General features: G+C 61.9%; 13 protein-coding genes. 12 read left to right on the forward strand and 1 reads right to left on the reverse strand.

Annotated elements, in window-relative coordinates:
* Positions 1-32: 32 nt before the first annotated feature.
* The 7 genes from ACCQ00_RS21990 (at position 33) to ACCQ00_RS22020 (ending at position 8020) form a co-directional block, all read left to right on the forward strand.
* Positions 33-497: a DUF2840 domain-containing protein gene (locus ACCQ00_RS21990; RefSeq protein ID WP_022557748.1), complete on the forward strand. Its 465-nt coding sequence runs from the start codon at positions 33-35 to the stop codon at positions 495-497.
* 4 nt (positions 498-501) lie between these two features.
* On the forward strand, positions 502-1098 hold the full coding sequence (locus ACCQ00_RS21995; RefSeq protein ID WP_080948837.1) for a S26 family signal peptidase: 597 nt from the start codon (positions 502-504) through the stop codon (positions 1096-1098).
* Positions 1091-1681 (forward strand): lytic transglycosylase domain-containing protein, encoded by a 591-nt coding sequence (locus ACCQ00_RS22000; RefSeq protein ID WP_052756669.1) that lies wholly within the window; start codon positions 1091-1093, stop codon positions 1679-1681. The genes ACCQ00_RS21995 and ACCQ00_RS22000 overlap by 8 nt, the downstream gene beginning before the upstream one ends.
* 592 nt (positions 1682-2273) lie before the next feature.
* Positions 2274-4904, forward strand: a complete 2631-nt coding sequence (locus ACCQ00_RS22005; RefSeq protein ID WP_039583566.1) for a DUF3363 domain-containing protein — start codon at positions 2274-2276, stop codon at positions 4902-4904.
* Between the two features lie 67 nt (positions 4905-4971).
* Entirely contained in the window at positions 4972-6960 is a 1989-nt protein-coding gene (gene traG / locus ACCQ00_RS22010; protein ID WP_017163704.1) for an IncP-type conjugal transfer protein TraG, read from the forward strand.
* A complete protein-coding gene (locus ACCQ00_RS22015; RefSeq protein WP_039583571.1) occupies positions 6957-7448 on the forward strand; it encodes a hypothetical protein in 492 nt (163 codons plus the stop codon). The genes traG and ACCQ00_RS22015 overlap by 4 nt, the downstream gene beginning before the upstream one ends.
* A gap of 32 nt (positions 7449-7480) precedes the next feature.
* Positions 7481-8020 (forward strand): plasmid pRiA4b ORF-3 family protein, encoded by a 540-nt coding sequence (locus ACCQ00_RS22020; protein WP_017154820.1) that lies wholly within the window; start codon positions 7481-7483, stop codon positions 8018-8020.
* A gap of 165 nt (positions 8021-8185) precedes the next feature.
* Here the strand turns inward: ACCQ00_RS22020 and ACCQ00_RS22025 are convergent, their stop codons facing one another.
* Complete coding sequence (locus tag ACCQ00_RS22025) at positions 8186-8470, reverse strand: hypothetical protein (protein WP_017154819.1); 285 nt, start codon at positions 8468-8470, stop codon at positions 8186-8188.
* A 329-nt stretch (positions 8471-8799) separates the two neighbouring features.
* Between ACCQ00_RS22025 and ACCQ00_RS22030 the strand changes: the two genes are divergently transcribed.
* The 5 genes from ACCQ00_RS22030 (at position 8800) to ACCQ00_RS22050 (ending at position 13449) form a co-directional block, all read left to right on the forward strand.
* The gene (locus ACCQ00_RS22030; protein WP_022557741.1) at positions 8800-9246 is read left to right on the forward strand and encodes an avidin/streptavidin family protein; all 447 of its coding nucleotides are present in this window, start codon (positions 8800-8802) and stop codon (positions 9244-9246) included.
* 467 nt (positions 9247-9713) lie between these two features.
* Positions 9714-10103 carry a hypothetical protein gene (locus ACCQ00_RS22035; RefSeq protein WP_046830524.1) on the forward strand — a complete coding sequence of 130 codons (390 nt, stop codon included), beginning with the start codon at positions 9714-9716 and terminating at the stop codon, positions 10101-10103.
* A gap of 512 nt (positions 10104-10615) precedes the next feature.
* A complete protein-coding gene (locus ACCQ00_RS22040; protein WP_046830525.1) occupies positions 10616-11434 on the forward strand; it encodes a hypothetical protein in 819 nt (272 codons plus the stop codon).
* Positions 11435-12090: 656 nt separating this feature from the next.
* Positions 12091-12348 carry a helix-turn-helix domain-containing protein gene (locus tag ACCQ00_RS22045; RefSeq protein ID WP_074038434.1) on the forward strand — a complete coding sequence of 86 codons (258 nt, stop codon included), beginning with the start codon at positions 12091-12093 and terminating at the stop codon, positions 12346-12348.
* A 93-nt stretch (positions 12349-12441) separates the two neighbouring features.
* Complete coding sequence (locus ACCQ00_RS22050; protein WP_039583450.1) at positions 12442-13449, forward strand: ATPase, T2SS/T4P/T4SS family; 1008 nt, start codon at positions 12442-12444, stop codon at positions 13447-13449.
* Positions 13450-13455: the final 6 nt, after the last annotated feature.

Consider the following 13455-nt stretch of genomic DNA (forward strand, 5'->3'; position numbering starts at 1 on the left):
GTCATCAAGCATGCGTGCATGCAGGTGTAGGGATGGGTGCCCAGGTCGTTGAAGCCTTCGCCAAGGGCCGGACAAATCGGCGGATACTCGCCGGTAAGCCGCGCGAGGTCGGCCGGTGGGTGATCGGCGACGAAGGAACCCGCCGCCGGCTTCTGAGCTTCGCACCTGGTGACCGCTTCGCGCTCGACCTGTGGGAGCAAAACGACTATGGCACAACCCGTTGGCGGGTCGTGCTGTGTGAAGCATTACAGCCCGGCGAGACCGGGGATAGCGTGCCATCGGTGCGCCCCGATGTTGCCATTCTGGCCGACATTACCGGCGCAACACGGGTGCGCGCGTATGTCGCTTGGTTAGCCCTCAATCGCGCGAAAATTGAGACGCTAAATCGGCTAGAATTGGCGCGAATCGAACAGTTTTTCCAGCGCATGCCACTGGCGCGGTTGAAGGTTTTAACCGCCGACGTGAGAGCCAAACTCCCCCGGAAAAGGCGAGGTTAGCGGCATGTCTGTGACACGAAAAAGGGTCATATCAGGACTGGCAATCGGTCTAGGTCTGGCGGTTTTGGCTCCGGCGCTTGGCTGGGCAAGTGCCCGTATTCTTAGCGCGTTTGGGTTCACTGTCATCGCCAATTTGTCGCCCAGCGTTGCGCAGGGCATGTATCTACTGGACCGCAATGTGCGTAGCGCAGAGCGGGGTCAGCTGGTCGCTTTTCCGCCCCACAATGCCGCTGCCCGGTACGGCTTTGAACGCGGTTGGATGAAGCCCGGAAGTCTCTACATCAAGCGCGTTGGTGCCGTCGCCGGTGACACCGTGTGCGTCAATGTCGAAGTCACGATTGCGACCCCGACGACACCCGGGCACCCGGCGACGTTTACACGCGTAGGTGCTGTATCTGCAACGGATCACACAGGTGTGCCGCTACCCCATGCGCTGCAAGGTTGCAATCGCGTGACCGCAGGACACATTTTTCCCGTCGGTGACGGCTTAGCGAACAGCTACGACGGCCGCTATTACGGGTTTGTGCCGGTGACCCTGATTGCCGGACGCATCACGCCGATATGGACCCAGGCGCAGCCAGATGGAGCCGATCATGAGTGACCTGATGTCGCTAATTCTCGCCTGTTCTATCGGCGTGCATCCGCAGACCGTGCAAGCCATCATTAAGCATGAAAGCGGCGGCAACCCCTACGCCATCAACAATCAGGCCCGTAGCTTCTACCCGACCAGGCTGGAGGACGCGCAACGCATTGCGGTCGAACAGGTGCGCGCGGGACGCAGTACCGATATCGGACTGATGCAGATCAACTCGCAACATCTAGGCAAGTTAGGGTTAACCCCGATTGACCTGCTGGACCCGTGCACGAACATCCGTGTCGGCACCACCATCCTCAGCCAGAACTATGCGCAAACATGGGCCAAGTATCGCGCCGAAAAGCCGGCATTGCTGGGTGCGCTTTCGATATACAACACGGGCAACGAGTCGCGCGGATTGCGTAACGGATATGTGGGCTGGGTGTCGCAAGCGGCCGGGGTCACGGTCAACTTGCCCGCTGGCGAGAGAGGGAGCGGCCGGCGGTCCACCAAAGCCCAATCCAATGCTGTTTCCGTGGTGTCGCCAGCTGCCGCGCCAACCGGGTTTGCAGGAACCGGCCCGAAGCCTTCAAAGCAGGGGCCACGCTGACCGCTTGTGCGGCGCTGTGGGCGGCCTGGTCGTCCAGGTGAGTGGACCCAGTGGTGCTACTCGGCGACGCGCCAGAGCAGTGCGAGGCCGGGTGGTGGGTTTCTGGGGTAGGGTGGCCAGGTCGAGGGGGTCGGGGGTCGGAGGACAAGATAAAAGTGTGTGTGGTATGTGGGTTTTAACTGACTATTTTTATTGGTTTTTTCTTACAACGTTTGCAGCTGACTATGTTGTAAATTACAACAGAGATTTTTAAGGCTGGGAGACTGCCGTGGCCGGCATTGAAAAGCGGAGTTCATCGGGGCTAGACCAGAGCGCTGGGAAGGGCAGCCAGGGTGCAAGTAGCACCGACAAGCCGCTGCGCGTTCGTCTGTCCAAGGGGCGCCAGGCGCGTAACAATTCCCAGGTCAACGAAGTCATCAGCCGTGTCAAAAGCGCTGCCAAGCGGGCGGCACGTACCGGGCGCATTTCCGGCGCGATCACGCACCATGCAGGGCGCGGCGCTGGCGTCAGGATCAATACCGGAAGCCGACAGCAGCGCGTCACCATCAAGGCCCGTGTGGTTGCAGCGCCACGGGTCGGAGCAAAGGCCGCCATGCAGCGGCACGTTGACTATGCGCAACGCCACGGCGTAGATAAGGATGGTGGGCCGGCGCGCCCTTTTACCGACACGGGCGAACTCACGCGCGAGCAGACATCGCAGTTCGTGGACCGGGCAGAGCCTGACCGGCATTCGTTCCGATTCATCGTCTCGCCGGAAGATGGCGCTAACCTGAATCTAGAAAGCTACACGCGTGATCTGATGCAACAGATGGAGCGGGATCTAGGGACAAAACTGGATTGGATGGCGGTCGCCCACCATGACACCGACAACCCGCACGTGCACATCATCGTGCGTGGTGTGGATGACAAGGGCGGCGACCTGGTGATTAGCCGCGACTACATCAGCAATGGCATGCGCGAGCGGGCGCGTGAGCTGGCAACCCGTGAGCTGGGATATCGGAGTGATATCGACATCTATCGTTCCGCTGCGAGGGAGGTCACGCAGGAGCGCTGGACGGGTCTGGACGCGTCCATGCTTCGGGAGCAGCAGAGCCGCGAAAGCGGCCTAATCCATGCCGGTAAGGTGCATGCAGATCCGTTCCGCAATGCACAGCGGCAATTGCGGCTCCAACGGCTGGCGATCCTGCGTGATCACGGCTTAGCCACCGAACATATGCCCGGTCGCTGGAAGATCCACGCGAACGCGCCGGAGGCGATGCGTGCGATGGCGCAAGAGCGCAGGCTAGCAACAGAACTCAAGCCGCACATTGACGCCGAGCGTAGCCGGCGTGGACTGCTGGCGGACAAGGACAGTCTGAAAGCTGCACCCGTGCAGGGTGTCATCCTTGATCGCGGATTGGCAGACAAACTGTCAGGCATCGAGTACGTCATTGTTGGCGGATTCGACGGCCAGGTGCATTACGCGACGCTTAGCATGCACTCAGAGCGACACATGCCTGAGCGCGGACGCGTCGGCGACACGGTGGAGCTGGGCACCTACACGCCGCCAGCCGCCACGTCTGCGGACAAGAACGTGCTAAGGCGCTTGAAGAGCGGCGTCTATCTCCCGGACGCGCATCTGGCCGAGGTGAAGGCGTGGGACCCGAAGCGCTTGCCTGCGAATGCAACGCCGGAGTCCTACATTGATGCGCACGTCAATCGCATGGAAGCACTGGCGAGCCGCGGACATGTCACCAAGCTGCCTGACGGCACGTTCCGTGTGCCGCCAGACCTCTTGGCGCGGCTCGATGGTGATCCAGCCATTGCCCGTGACAAAAACTCGTTCGTGCGTCTGGACGTTAAGGCGCAAGGCTCGCTAAACCGCCAGAGCCAAGTCATCGGGCGCACGTTCCTTGACGACCAGCTGGCCGCTGGTCGCCTTGAGCAGCTGAAGAACACCACTGTCCGCACACGCACCCAGGTGCAGTTCCTAGACGCACTGGAAGCGCGTGCCGACCGCCTGGTTGAGTTGCAGCTGGCCCAGCGCACTCCCGCTGGGGTGCGCTTGAAGGCCGGCTTTGACGACGAGCTGCGCGACATGGAGCGCGCGATGGTGCAGAAACACCAGGTGGCGGGACTGTTGAAGCCGCATCTTCGAGCCGAGCGGAGCCAGAGCGGGCGACTGGCTGACGAAAAAAGCCTAGAGACATCTGGACCGGTCCAGGGCGTCATTCTCGACCGTGGGCAGGCCGACAAGCGATCGGGTGCCGAATATGTCGTCGTCGCCGGCTTCGACGGCCAAGTGCATTACGCAACGCTCAGTGCCCCATCGGAGCGGCACCTGGTCGAGCGCGGGCAAATCGGTGACACCGTGACCCTCGATAGCTACACGCCGCCGGTCGCCACGGCGGCAGACAAGAACGTGCTGCGGCGGTTGAAGGGTGAGATCTATTCCCCTGAGGCACACCTGGAAGAGGTCAAGGAATGGGACCCGAAACGTCTGCCCGGCAACGCAACGCCAGAGTCCTACATTGAGGCGCACGTGCGGCGTATGGACGCCTTGGCGCACCGAGGCCATGTGACCAAGTTGGAGGACGGCACCTTCCAGGTGCCGGCCGACCTGGTGGAGCGTGTCAACGCCGATCCCACACTCAGCGACCCCAAGCGCGCCTTTGTGCGCCTGGACGTGCTTGGAAAGGGGCCACTGCCTCAGCAGAGCAAGGTCATGGCACGCACGTTCCTGGACGACCAGCTGGCCGCTGGTCGCCTTGAGCAGATGAAGGGCGCCACCAGCCGCACCCGCACGCAAGCGCAATTCCTGGAAGCGCTGGAAGCGCGCACCGACCGCCTGGTCGCACTGCGGATGGCCGAGCGCACTCCTGCGGGCGTGCGCCTCAAGGCCGGCTTTGACGAAGACATGCGCGGCATGGAGCTGGCCGATGCACAGAAACGGCTAGCCTCCAAGTACGGCCAGCCGGTCAATCTCGATGTGGCCCGCCGCTTTCAGGGCACCGTGGAAGCCATCGAGAACCTGCCCAGCGGCCCCCATGCGGTGATTGTGCAGAACGGAGCGTTTGCGGTGGTGCCGGCGAAGGACGGCCTGCAAAGCCAGCTCGGCAACACCGTCGCGGTGCAGCTGGCGAAGGGCCAGAGCATGAACCAAGACTTCCAGTCGGTGCGCATCCGCTTTGCGGCAATGGATGTGCTGGACAAGGGCAAATCGTTAGGACTCACACGGAGTTAAACCGATGGCACCACAAAGCAAACAACGCGAGAAAACGCGCCATGCTGGCGGACTGCGGGGCGGTCCCATGGTCGCTTGCGTGGTCTGCATCTTTCTGGGGGTGTGGGCAGCGGGCCAGTACGTCGCCTACGCGCTGGCCTACCAGCCCCAGCTCGGCGCGCCCTGGTTCCAGATCCAGGGGCACGGGATCTATGCGCCCTGGTCGTACTTCCCGTGGCTGTGGGACTACAACGCCTACGCGCCGGACATCTTCACGCGCGCCATCTACATCGTTGGCGCATCTGCGGTGCTGGGTTTCGTGGTCATGGTGGCGGTGGCCATCTACCGAACCCGCGCCCAGGAGGACGTGCTGACGCACGGCTCGGCGCGCTGGGCAGAGGCCAAAGAAATCGAAAAATCGGGGCTGCTGGGGCAGGCCGGCGTCGTGCTGGGGCTGACCGAGGACGGCCGTTACCTGACCCATGACGGTCCTGAGCATCTGGAAGTCACCGCCCCAAGCCGGTCGGGCAAGGGCGTGGGCATCGTCGTGCCCACGCTGCTGAACTGGCAGGCCAGCGTAGTGGTCAACGACATCAAGGGCGAGAATTGGGAACTGACATCGGGTTACCGGAGCCGGATCGGCTACGTCCTGAAATTCAACCCAACCCAGCGCGACACCTGCCGGTTCAATCCGCTGGCCGAGATCCGCCCCGGTGACAACGAGGTCAAGGATGCCCAGAACGTCACCGACATGCTGGTGGACCCGGATGGCAAGGGCAAACCCGACCATTGGAGCAAGGAGGCCGACTCGTGGCTGCTAGCGGTGGTGCTGCACGTCCTCTACGCCGAGCCGGACAAGACCTTGGCCGGCATCGCCATGTTCTTGGACAACCCGGAACGGACGATGGAAGCCACGCTGCAATACATGCTCGACACCAAGCACCGCAACGGCACGGTGCACCCGGTCGTTGCGATCGGGGCCAGGGCCATGCTCAACAAGAGCGCCAACGAACGCAGCGGTGTGCATTCCACCGCGCGCAGCTTCTTCAACCTGTACTACGACCCCATCGTGCAGGCCGCAACGTGTGAAAGCGACTTCCGCATCACCGACCTGATGCGCGCCAAATATCCGTTGTCGCTGTATCTGATCAGCCCGCCGAGCGACAAGTCGCGTTTGCGGCCGCTGTTCCGGCTGATGCTGCAACAGATCACCCGCCGACTCACCGAGGAATTGCACCCTGAGGGCAACAAGCACCGGCTACTCCTGCTGGTCGATGAGTTCCCATCGCTGGGCAAGTTGGAGTTCTTTGAGGAAGGGCTGGGCTACGTCGCCGGCTATGGCATCAAGTGCATGATGATCAACCAGAGCTATAACCAAATAGTGAAGTATTACGGGCCGAGTAATACCGTCATGGACGGTGCGCATATCCACGTGTGGTATGCGCCCAACACCGACGAAACGGCCAAGCGCATCAGCGATTCACTCGGGATGACGACCGAGATTCACCAGCAGACCAACTACACCGGAGGCCGGTTGTCCGGCTGGCTGGGCCATGTGATGGTGTCCAATCAGGAATCGGCCCGCGCCTTGATGACACCAGGCGAGGTGCGGGAAATGGACCCGGCCAAGAAGATCATCGTGGTGGCGGGCTTGCCGCCGATCATGGCGGTGAAGATCAAGTTTTACAGCGACGCCAAGTTCCGCGACCTGGTGCCGCCGACCGATGCGCGCGGGAAGGTACTGGACCCGACCCACAAGTACGCGCCCGTCGCCAACACTGCCGCCAGGCCATACCCCTACGGGCCGCCAGTGGCCGGCAATCCGTGGGGCAAGCTGCCCCCCGCTGTGGTGCCGGTCGCGGTGGCGGCCGCCCTGCAACCGGCCGTCCAAGACTCCCGCGACCTGGACGCCATTCCCGAGCCGACGCCCGCACCGGAGGTAGCCGTCGAAGCCGCGCCGATGCTCGATGACGATATCGACGCCGATGCCGGCACCCGAGAACACACCGTCAGCCCCGCAGCCAAAGCCGATGGCATGGATGCAGCCGACGACGACATGGACTACATGCTGCCATGAAGAAATCTGTCGGTAAGACCATCCTGCACACGCAAATCGAAACCCGGCTCATGCAGCTGGCCAAGCGCGAGGCCGCCGAGCGGCGCATTCCGTTGCGCGCGGTGGTGGAGGCCGCGCTGGCCGAGCGTTACGACCCCGAACATGCCAAAGCCGAAGAAATGCTGGTCTTGAAGGAGCTGCGGTCACTGCGCAACGAGGTACGCAATGTCCACTTCGGCAATCAGATGCTGGTCGAGCTGACCACGCTCACGACCAAGAACCTGTTTGCACGGCTGCCGGCAGCCACACCGGCCAGCAACGCAGCCGGGGAGGGCTTCTACAACGCCCTGATCGCATCGGTGGAACGGGTCTTCAGCGGGCGCACGCCGCTGCTGGACAAGTTGACCGCCTCACTGATGCGTGCCCAGACCGATAGCGAGTTCGACGCGCTGCAAGCAGCGTCAGGACAGCTCGACAATACCGACCACGATCCCGAGGCCACTCCATGAACGCATTACGCTCCACTAAGGTGTCCGTTTCGATGGTCAGCCACCCGCCCGTATGGAGGCTCAAAATCCAGTTGCTTGGCATCACCCCCACAGTGTGGCGTCGGCTCGATACCTACGCTGATGTGGAATTGGCGCAGCTGCACTACTTCATCCAAGGCGCGATGGGCTGGGAATTGATGCACCTGTTCTCGTTCGGGCATGGCAATGGCAGCAAGATTTCCAGTAAGCGCCGCTTGTGCGATGTCTCTGACATTGGAGAGACGCTGATCTACACCTACGACTTCGGCGATGACTGGCAACACCGAGTGACCGTCGAAAAGCTGATGGAAAAACCAACAGAGAGTTACCCGCACTTAATTACCGGCAAGTGCGCCTGTCCACCGGAGGACTGCGGCGGTCCATGGGGCTATGCGGAGATGCTCAGGGTACTTGCTGGCCGCAGCAGTGCCCGCCGACGCGAACTCACGGAGTGGTTAGGGGGCCCATTCGACCCCAGCTCGTTCGATATTAGTGAGGCCAGAGAACGTCTTGCCGAGTACGCCAAGCTGTCCATGCCGAAAGCTCACCGTTGAACGCCACCTGCGCTGCGCTGGCGGCGCGGTGGACGGGTCACATCACACACCCAGTGACCTCGTACACTCACCGCAAGACAGTTGCAGCGTGCCAAACCTCGAAAGAGACGAGGTAGCGGATGGGCCGTTGGTGGCAAGACCAGGTCGCAGACCTCGCAAAAGCGATCAACTGAAACGTCTGTTGCGGATCTCCTGGCGTTCCTCTGCGGTCAGATCATCAATGTGGATGTAGTGGACGCCTAGACCGCGCGGTGCGCTCAGAAGCTGCGATTCGCTCTCATCTTGGCTATTGTCGGGCGAAGAGATCAGGCCAACGATCGTTCCATGCGGGGCCACCCGCCATAGGGCCACGCGCTGGAAGACGCGTGGCTCATCGGCCCCGGCAGCTTGTGGATAGGTGGCGTACCAACCATCGGCAGGCAGGTAGCGATAAGAACCGTAGTCGTTCATAGCGTCTCTGGGCGATGCGGGATGACGCTTTGATTGTCGATATGCGCCGATAGGCGGGATGCGGGAGTTTCTGATTTGGCGCTGCAGCTACGCACCGGGTCATCTGGGCTTCGCTGCTGCGAGAAGGGTTTCGCGTACTACGCCCAGTGCACCGGACGGGCTGCAAGAGCTAACAGCTGGTGACCGAGGTCTGGACAGGTTCGTTTCAGGACTGTCGTCAAGGAGTAAGGGATGGAGACAGCCATCCCAGCAATGCGGATCCGGTCCGTGCTACCTAGTCGTTGGCTTGAAACCGCCGCCTTTCGTCGGCTTGATTACGAGGAGAACTGATGATGTCCATGTCCATGCGTCAATGTGCTGCCTGCGTTGTGCTGCTCGGAAGTTGCATCTCGCTCGCCCAAGCAGCGCCAACCTGCAACAACCCGGTAGGCGAATGGAAAAACCAGCTGGGTTCCACACTCACGATCACCGCCGTACAGACCTCCGGGCAGCTCTCGGGTACGTACATCTCGCCTTCCGGTACCACTGGTTCGGTGTATCCGCTGGTCGGCTGGTTTGCCAATCCGGTTGCTGGGTCGACGGCATTGAGCAAACTGCCCGCCATCACTTTTTCGGTGCAGTGGGGTAACTACGGCAGCATGACTGCCTGGACCGGTACCTGTGATGCGTCTGGCGGCGTGCCGACCATCACCACAGTCTGGCACTTGGTGCGGACCGGTTCCCAGTATTCGTGGGACCACATGCTGACCAACAGCGATGTTTTCGTCCCCAAATGACAGAGACCTGTCGCCAACAAAACTCCCAGCACAGAGCCTGAGAGTTTTGTTGGCGACAATGAGCGGCTGGCTAGGTCGCACGCTCATCGTCAAGGGGTTTCTAAGCCGGAACCGCCGAAAATTCCGTCAAGGGAGTGTTAGCGCGTGAGTGGCGGGGTGTGGTGCATCAAGTGAGGGAGCGCGTTACTACCAGAGGGTCAGACGGACTCGATGATCTGCACGCGGACGGCCTTGCGCCACCGCCTCCATAAACGCCGTTTGCTCGGCGTGACCGACCCTCTCACTCAGGCACAAAAAAGCCCCCGGTTAGGCCGTCCCTGGATGATGTGGGTCGGCGTACTAAAGGGGCTGCATATTTAATATGTCAGCAGAGCATGGAAAAGCGCAATAGTAGTGAGCGCTTCCGGAGTCTTGGGGGGTCCCTGCGCTCTGGGTTCAATCGAAACCAAACAATAAAGCCAAAAACCATGGGCATCAACTACACCGATGAACTTGCCAACCTAGTACGGTTTACAGGCAACACTGCATTGGCCATCCGGCAATACTGTGCTTACAGCGCGTATGCCGCCCCCGCCAGTCGTGCGGCGCGCGATGTCAAGTGGCTATCTGACAGCCTGCACAACTTCGAGGCCATTGGCCGCAGCGTGTTGCAGGCCAACCACGCGCACGTCGCTTTCATGGCTGGTTTGCTGGCCGAGCAGTTCCAGGAGCATTTGCAGACCGATCCAAGTGACCCGGAATCGCCGGCAGCCGCCTTCCAACGGCACGCCCAGTACGTCGACTTGCATGCCGTCATCGCCACGCTCCTCAACCTGCAAGCCAAAGCGGCGGCGGCGGTCGAGGAGGCGACGGTTTAAGAGGCGGTTGACACGTTCGCCGGTTGGCGAGAGGATTGAGCTATCGCTGCACAATCAGCGATTCGGCCTATGAAACCGATAAAGGTGGCAGGAGCGCGCAAGCGCCCATCGTCCGATGCTGGCGCTTTTATTTAGCTCGCCAGTTCTATGGTGGGCGGTGCGCGGAGGTCGCAAGGCCTGCCGGTTCCCGCTTCTGCCCACCGGTTTTCATAGCCGCGTACCGTCCACCACCTTTCCTGCGAGTATGCTCGCGCCTGCAAGAAGGTAGATTCAGCACCAGACGTACCAAAACAACGAGGCAGCCCGCTGGTGTGATGAGCGGAGGCCGAAAACGAAAAAACCGCCCCTGCCAGGGCGGCTTTTTCATCACTGGGCTGGCGGGAACACCAGACCAATGGGGCACAACTCATACCCCCATCCTAATCCCGCCGGCGAAGCCGTGCAAGAGGGAAAAGGATGCAAAGGCCGAAACGCCGACCACCTTGCCCCGCTGCCGTTCATCGGCGCGGGACATGCCAGCAGTAGACATAGGCCCACACGCTCAAGGCCCCAAACCGACCGCACCCAGCGGCCGGCCGCACAAGCGTGTGCACTGGCGTCAGCCCAAGCCGCTGGCCGGCAAGAAGCGCCGGCCGGGCGTACTGGACGCTACTCGCCATGGACTTGTGCGCGCCCTGGAAGAACGGAAAGGGGCGTGGAAGCGGATTCGCCACAACGTCATCGTGGCTGGTTATGCCCTGGACAAGGCGCTGACGCGGGTGCGCGGACTGCGCAAGGATGGGGCCGACTCGTTGTTGGCCATGGCCGTGGCGCTGCTCTACCTGGCTGACGTGCGCACCGGCTTTGTGGGCAAGCCGCGCCAGGGCGGCGGCCCCTGGCAGCGCTACACGCTGCCCGACCTTGCTCAGCTCGCCTATGGCGGACAGAGCGACGCCGAGCAGCGGCGCGCACGGCGCTCGCTCGACATGATGGTGAGCCTTGGCTGGGCATTCCCCACTAAACAGGTGCGCCGGCACACCAAAGACGCCGATGGCGGTGACCTGTGGTGCAGCGAGGCGGGCGTACGCCGGCTCAACTTCCAGCGGCTGTGCAAGATGGTGGGGACCAGCAGGTTGCTCAAGCGCGATCGCAAGCACGCCGACCAGGCACGCGGCACAGGCGTTGCGTCCTTCACGCAGGCGCAAGCACGCCGTCAGCCGGCCCAGGAGCCGCGCACCACGCCGCGCAAGGGCGATGCCCGTCCTGCGGCGCACCGTGCCACGGGCGACCCGCCAGGCGACGCACAGAGCGCCGTGCGGCACATTTCCGACATCCTCGCCCTGTTCAACTAGCCGTCGCCGGCAGGCTAGCCCCTGCCCGACGCCGCAAAAAACAGGCATCCACGCCGGCAAGTCTGCCGCGAAAAGGCGAGCCGCACCGCCTGCGGCGACCTCGATCACCGAGCCGTCCCCCTCAACGCCATGCCGCGCGCCAAGTTATCCACCGTGGCGGGGGATAAGCCTGTGGAGAAATGGCGTTATTTGTCCTATTTATTTGGCAGGCCATCCAGTCAACCTTTGGTTGAAAGCACAGTCAGTACGAGCTCAACAGCAAACGGGCGTCGCCGCCGCTACGCGACGCCGACAACGTTAGAAGCTCGATAGAGGGGCTGCGCCCCTCCCACCGCCACTGCGCATCAGCCAGATCGGGGAACCAAACCCGATGAGAGCGCAGTGGCGGCGGTTCCCTCCCGCAAAAAGCAACAACAGGTCAGCAGGGAGTGATTAACCGGACTTCGAGGCAGGGCATGACCCTGGAACCGCTGCCGGCTTCGGGTGGTCTACGTTTAAGAGCGGTCGCCGTGCGCTACGCGCACAACAGCGCGTAGCATCCGCAGTGCATACCCTCTTTCTGAGACCCGCAGGGCATTTTGATAACATCCAGTGCTAGCGCCGACTGGCCAAAACGGTGGTGCCATGTTCTATCCACCACAGAGGTACTGCACCGAATGCCAGGCCGACCGCGTGCTGCTGACAGCCACCAAGATCCCAAGCCTGTGCCCGTGGAGAGGCTGATTTTTGCACGCAATTTCTGCCAAGCACGGAAGGCAGCGAAGCTCAGTCAACGTGGCATAAGAGATAGGACAGGGTTCGCGCAAGGGTGGATAAGCGCAGTAGAAACAGGGAAATCAGCGCCCAACCTCGACAGCATGGCCGTCCTTGCTGAGTGCGTAGGTGTCCCGCTGTGGAAGCTTCTCGTACCGTAGTGCTCGTCACAGTTTAAATAGCCGGGCGAGGGTTATCTGAAATACGGGTGATAATATTGAGTGTGTCACCTGCGTCTCTAGAATATCCAGCCCGTGAATGCATCCGTCTCCCCACCCACCACCCGCCATAGCCGGCTGCTGGACATGATGAAGTCCGCGCTCGGCGGTGCCATCGGCGAGCTGCTGGACGATCCAGACGTTGAAGAAGTGCGCGCCAACCCCGATGGCCGGCTGTGGTATGTGAAGGATGGCCGCCGAATTTGCCACGAACACACCCTGAATGTGAACACGCGGGCGCGTGTCATCAAGATCGTGGCCGATCACGTCGGCGAGATTGCCGACAAAGACAATCCCAGCTTCCCGGCCGAGCTGCCGGAATCGGGCTACCGGTTCCACGCGATCCTGCCACCCGAATCGCCCGATGGCCCCACGTTCGTGATTCGCAAGAAATCAAACCTGCGCCTGACGCTGGACGACTACGTGACCAATGGGCGGCTGACACAGCGTCAGCGCGACATCATCGTGACGGCCGTGCATGACCGCGACAACATCGTGATCGTCGGTGGTGCCCACACCGGAAAAACCACCTTCGCCAATGCGGTCCTGTACGAAATGGGCCGGGTCACCGGCCGCGTCATTACGCTTGAGGACACGCTAGAGCTGCGCGTGGAAGCTGACGAGGTGGTGCGCTTGCGCACCGTGCGTAACCGCGACCAGATCACCCGGAGCATGACCCACCTGTTGCGCGACACGCTGCGCCTCACTCCTGACCGCCTCATCGTCGGCGAGGTGCGCGGGCCGGAAGTGATGGACATGCTCGATGCCTGGAACACCGGCCATCCCGGCGGGCTATGCACCATCCACGCCAACAGCGCCAATGAAGCATTGGAGCGCATCGAGGACCTGCTTGTGCAAGGCGGGTTCTTGCCGGTTCCGCGCAAGATCGCCCGCACGGTGCAGATCATCGTGAGCATCGGTTTCGAGACGGTAGACGACGATGAGGGCCGCAAGGCGGTGCGGCGCGTGCGTGAAGTGCTGCGCGTCAAGGGCGTCGAGCAGACGCCAGAAGGGCACGTCTACAAGCTTCTGTCAGCCGAATGACCGGGC

Origin of the sequence: Xanthomonas sp. NCPPB 3761, from assembly GCF_041475705.2 — a bacterium.
GTDB lineage: Bacteria > Pseudomonadota > Gammaproteobacteria > Xanthomonadales > Xanthomonadaceae > Xanthomonas > Xanthomonas phaseoli.

Coding starts and splice junctions, on each gene's coding strand:
- ACCQ00_RS22015 (WP_039583571.1), top strand. CDS start 6,957: ATGAAGAAATCTGTCGGTAAGACCATCCTGCACACGCAAATCGAAACC.
- ACCQ00_RS22000 (WP_052756669.1), top strand. CDS start 1,091: ATGAGTGACCTGATGTCGCTAATTCTCGCCTGTTCTATCGGCGTGCAT.
- ACCQ00_RS22030 (WP_022557741.1), top strand. CDS start 8,800: ATGATGTCCATGTCCATGCGTCAATGTGCTGCCTGCGTTGTGCTGCTC.
- ACCQ00_RS21995 (WP_080948837.1), top strand. CDS start 502: ATGTCTGTGACACGAAAAAGGGTCATATCAGGACTGGCAATCGGTCTA.
- ACCQ00_RS22020 (WP_017154820.1), top strand. CDS start 7,481: ATGGTCAGCCACCCGCCCGTATGGAGGCTCAAAATCCAGTTGCTTGGC.
- ACCQ00_RS21990 (WP_022557748.1), top strand. CDS start 33: ATGGGTGCCCAGGTCGTTGAAGCCTTCGCCAAGGGCCGGACAAATCGG.
- ACCQ00_RS22040 (WP_046830525.1), top strand. CDS start 10,616: ATGCCAGCAGTAGACATAGGCCCACACGCTCAAGGCCCCAAACCGACC.
- ACCQ00_RS22035 (WP_046830524.1), top strand. CDS start 9,714: ATGGGCATCAACTACACCGATGAACTTGCCAACCTAGTACGGTTTACA.
- ACCQ00_RS22025 (WP_017154819.1), bottom strand. CDS start 8,470: ATGAACGACTACGGTTCTTATCGCTACCTGCCTGCCGATGGTTGGTAC.
- ACCQ00_RS22045 (WP_074038434.1), top strand. CDS start 12,091: ATGCCAGGCCGACCGCGTGCTGCTGACAGCCACCAAGATCCCAAGCCT.
- ACCQ00_RS22005 (WP_039583566.1), top strand. CDS start 2,274: ATGCAGCGGCACGTTGACTATGCGCAACGCCACGGCGTAGATAAGGAT.
- traG (WP_017163704.1), top strand. CDS start 4,972: ATGGTCGCTTGCGTGGTCTGCATCTTTCTGGGGGTGTGGGCAGCGGGC.